At 68.4% G+C, this 2,963-nt stretch carries 1 pseudogene; it reads left to right on the top strand.

Annotation, left to right across the window (positions count from 1 at the left end):
• Positions 1–75: 75 nt before the first annotated feature.
• A pseudogene (locus A5709_RS20430) lies at positions 76–2,963 on the top strand (condensation domain-containing protein); the annotation flags it as partial.

Genomic DNA, 2,963 nt, shown 5'->3' on the forward strand with positions numbered 1-2,963 from the left:
GAATCGACGACCCCGACCCGGCCGATGCCCAGAACCTTGGCGTAAATCCCGGCGAGGACCTCTTCGGTGGGGGTGGCGTTGGTAGTGGGGGCGGAGCCCTGTCCGCCGGCGGTGGTGGACCGGTGGGCGCCGGGCCGGGCGATGGTCAACGTGTACGGGCCCACCGAGACCACGATGTGGGTGTCCAAGAGCGCGCCGTTGATCGCGGGATCGGGGCCACCGCCGATCGGTTCACCGGTGGGTGGGGCGGCGCTGTTCGTGCTGGATGGCTGGCTGCGGCCGGTGCCCGCGGGGGTCGTCGGCGAGTTGTATGTGGCCGGCCGCGGCGTGGGCGTGGGATATGTACGGCGGGCCGGGTTGACCGCGTCGCGGTTCGTGGCGTGCCCGTTCGGCGGGAATGGCGAGCGGATGTATCGCACCGGGGACCTGGTGTCGTGGGGTCCTGATGGGCAGTTGCGCTACGCCGGGCGCGCCGACGAGCAGGTCAAGATCCGCGGCTACCGTATCGAGCTTGGCGAAATCCAAACCGTCCTAACGGGTTTGGCCGGCGTAGAGCAGGCGGTCGTTATCGCCCGCGAGGACCGGCCCGGGGACAAGCGGCTGGTGGCGTACCTGACCGGCACCGCCGATCCCGCCGTGGTACGCACCCATCTCGCCGAGCGGCTGCCGGCTTACATGGTTCCGGCCGCGGTCGTGCCCCTGGCCGCCTTGCCGTTGACCCTCAACGGCAAACTCGATACGCGCGCCCTTCCCGCGCCGGAATACCCCGGGCACGGGTATCGGGCGCCGGCCACCCCCACCGAAGAGGTCCTCGCCGGGATTTACGCCAAGGTTCTGGGCATCGGCCGGGTCGGGGTCGACGATTCGTTCTTCGATCTGGGTGGGGATTCCCTGTCGGCGATGCGCCTGGTCGCCGCGGTGAACACCGGTCTGGACGCGACCCTTTCCGTGCGGGCGTTGTTCGAGGCGCCGACGATCCGCCGGTTGGCGCCGCGGCTCGATGAGGGGGAGGAGAGGCTGCCGCGGGTCGTGGCCGGTGCGCGGCCCGCGGTGGTGCCGCTGTCGTTCGCCCAGTCCCGGCTGTGGTTCCTCGACCAGTTGCACGGCGCTTCGCCGGTCCACAACATGGCGGTGGCGTTGCGCTTGCGTGGTGGCCTCGATGCCGACGTGCTGGGGATGGCGCTTGCCGATGTGATCGCGCGGCATGAAAGCCTGCGCACGGTCTTCGTCGCCCGGGAGGGCACCCCCCAGCAAGTGGTCGTCCCGGTCGGCCACTTCGATTTCGGTTGGCACGTCGTCGATGCCAGGACCTGGCCGGCGTCCCGGTTGGCGGAGGCGGTCGAGGTGGCGGCGCGTTACTCGTTTGATTTGACGGTTGAGATCCCTTTGCGGGCAACGCTTTTTCGCCTACGCGACGACGAGAGCGTACTGGTGGCCGTGGCTCACCATATTGCTGCCGATGGGTGGTCGATCACGCCGCTGGTGCGTGATTTGGGCGTGGCTTATGCCAGCCGGTGTGCGGGCGAGGCGCCGGGTTGGGCCGAACTACCGGTGCAATACGTGGATTACACGCTGTGGCAGCGGGCCCAGTTCGGGGACCTGAATGACCCGCACAGTGCGATCACCGCGCAACTGGCGTATTGGCTGGACGCGTTGGCGGGCATGCCCGAGCGTCTGGAGTTGCCCACCGACCGGCCTTATCCGGCGGTGGCTGATTTTCGGGGGGAGCGGGTGGCCGTGGAGTGGCCCGCGGAGTTACAACGACGAGTGAGTGAGGTGGCCGGTGAGCATAATGCGACCAGTTTCATGGTGGTACAAGCCGCGTTGGCGGTCTTATTGGCCAAGCTGGGAGCGACTTCGGATGTGGCAGTGGGTTTTCCGATTGCCGGGCGTCGTGATCCCGCGCTTGACGAGTTGGTCGGCTTCTTCGTCAATACGTTGGTATTGCGCACCGACCTGGGTGGAAATCCGACCGTGGCTGAGGTCTTGGCCCAGGTGCAGCTGCGCAGCCTGGCCGCATACGAGCACCAAGACGTGCCCTTCGAAGTCCTCGTCGAACGGCTGCATCCCGCACGCAGCCTCGGCCATCACCCCCTCATCCAGGTAGTCCTGGCCTGGCAGAACCTGCCCTGGCAGCACAACGGCCCCGCCGCCGGGCTGACCCTGGGCGACGTGCAGGTCACCCCGGTTCCGGTGGACACCCAGGTTGCCCGCATGGATCTGGTGTTCTCGTTGGCCGAACGCTGGACCGAGGACGGCCGGCCCGCGGGTATCGGTGGGGCGGTGGAATTCCGCACCGACGTGTTCGACGCCGCCCGCATCGAGGGATTGATCGACAAGTTGCATCAGGTGTTGGTGGCCATGACCAGCGATCCGGCGCGTCGGCTCTCGTCGATTGAAGTGCTTGACGAATCGGAACGAGCCCGGCTCGAGGCCGTCGGTAATCGTGCGGTGCTGCAGGGGCCGGTGCCGGCCGGGGTGTCGATTCCGGCGATGTTCGCCGCCCAGGTCGACCGCGCGCCCGACGCAGTTGCGGTCACCTGCGCGCAGCGCGCGTGGACGTATCGGGAGGTCGATGAGTCATCGAATCGGCTGGCGCACTTGCTAGTTGAGCATGGCGCCGGCCCGGGGGAGTGCGTGGCGCTGCTGGCCGAGCGTTCGGCCCAGGCCGTCATCGCGATGCTGGCGGTGCTCAAAACCGGGGCGGCCTACCTGCCCATCGACCCGGGACTGCCGGCCGCCCGGATCGAGTTCATGCTCACCGACGCCGCACCGATCGCCGCGATCGTCGCCCCCGAGATGCGGTCGCGGCTCGACGGCTCCGGTGCGGCCGTCATCGAGGTCAACCACCCCGCCGTCACGGCGCAAGCCGGCGATCGGCTGCCCGCACCGTCCGCGGACAACATCGCCTACATCATCTATACGTCCGGCACCACCGGTACCCCGAAGGCTGTGGCGGTGCC

The sequence above is a fragment of the Mycobacterium sp. E1386 genome (assembly GCF_001672745.1).
Taxonomy (GTDB): Bacteria; Actinomycetota; Actinomycetes; order Mycobacteriales; family Mycobacteriaceae; genus Mycobacterium.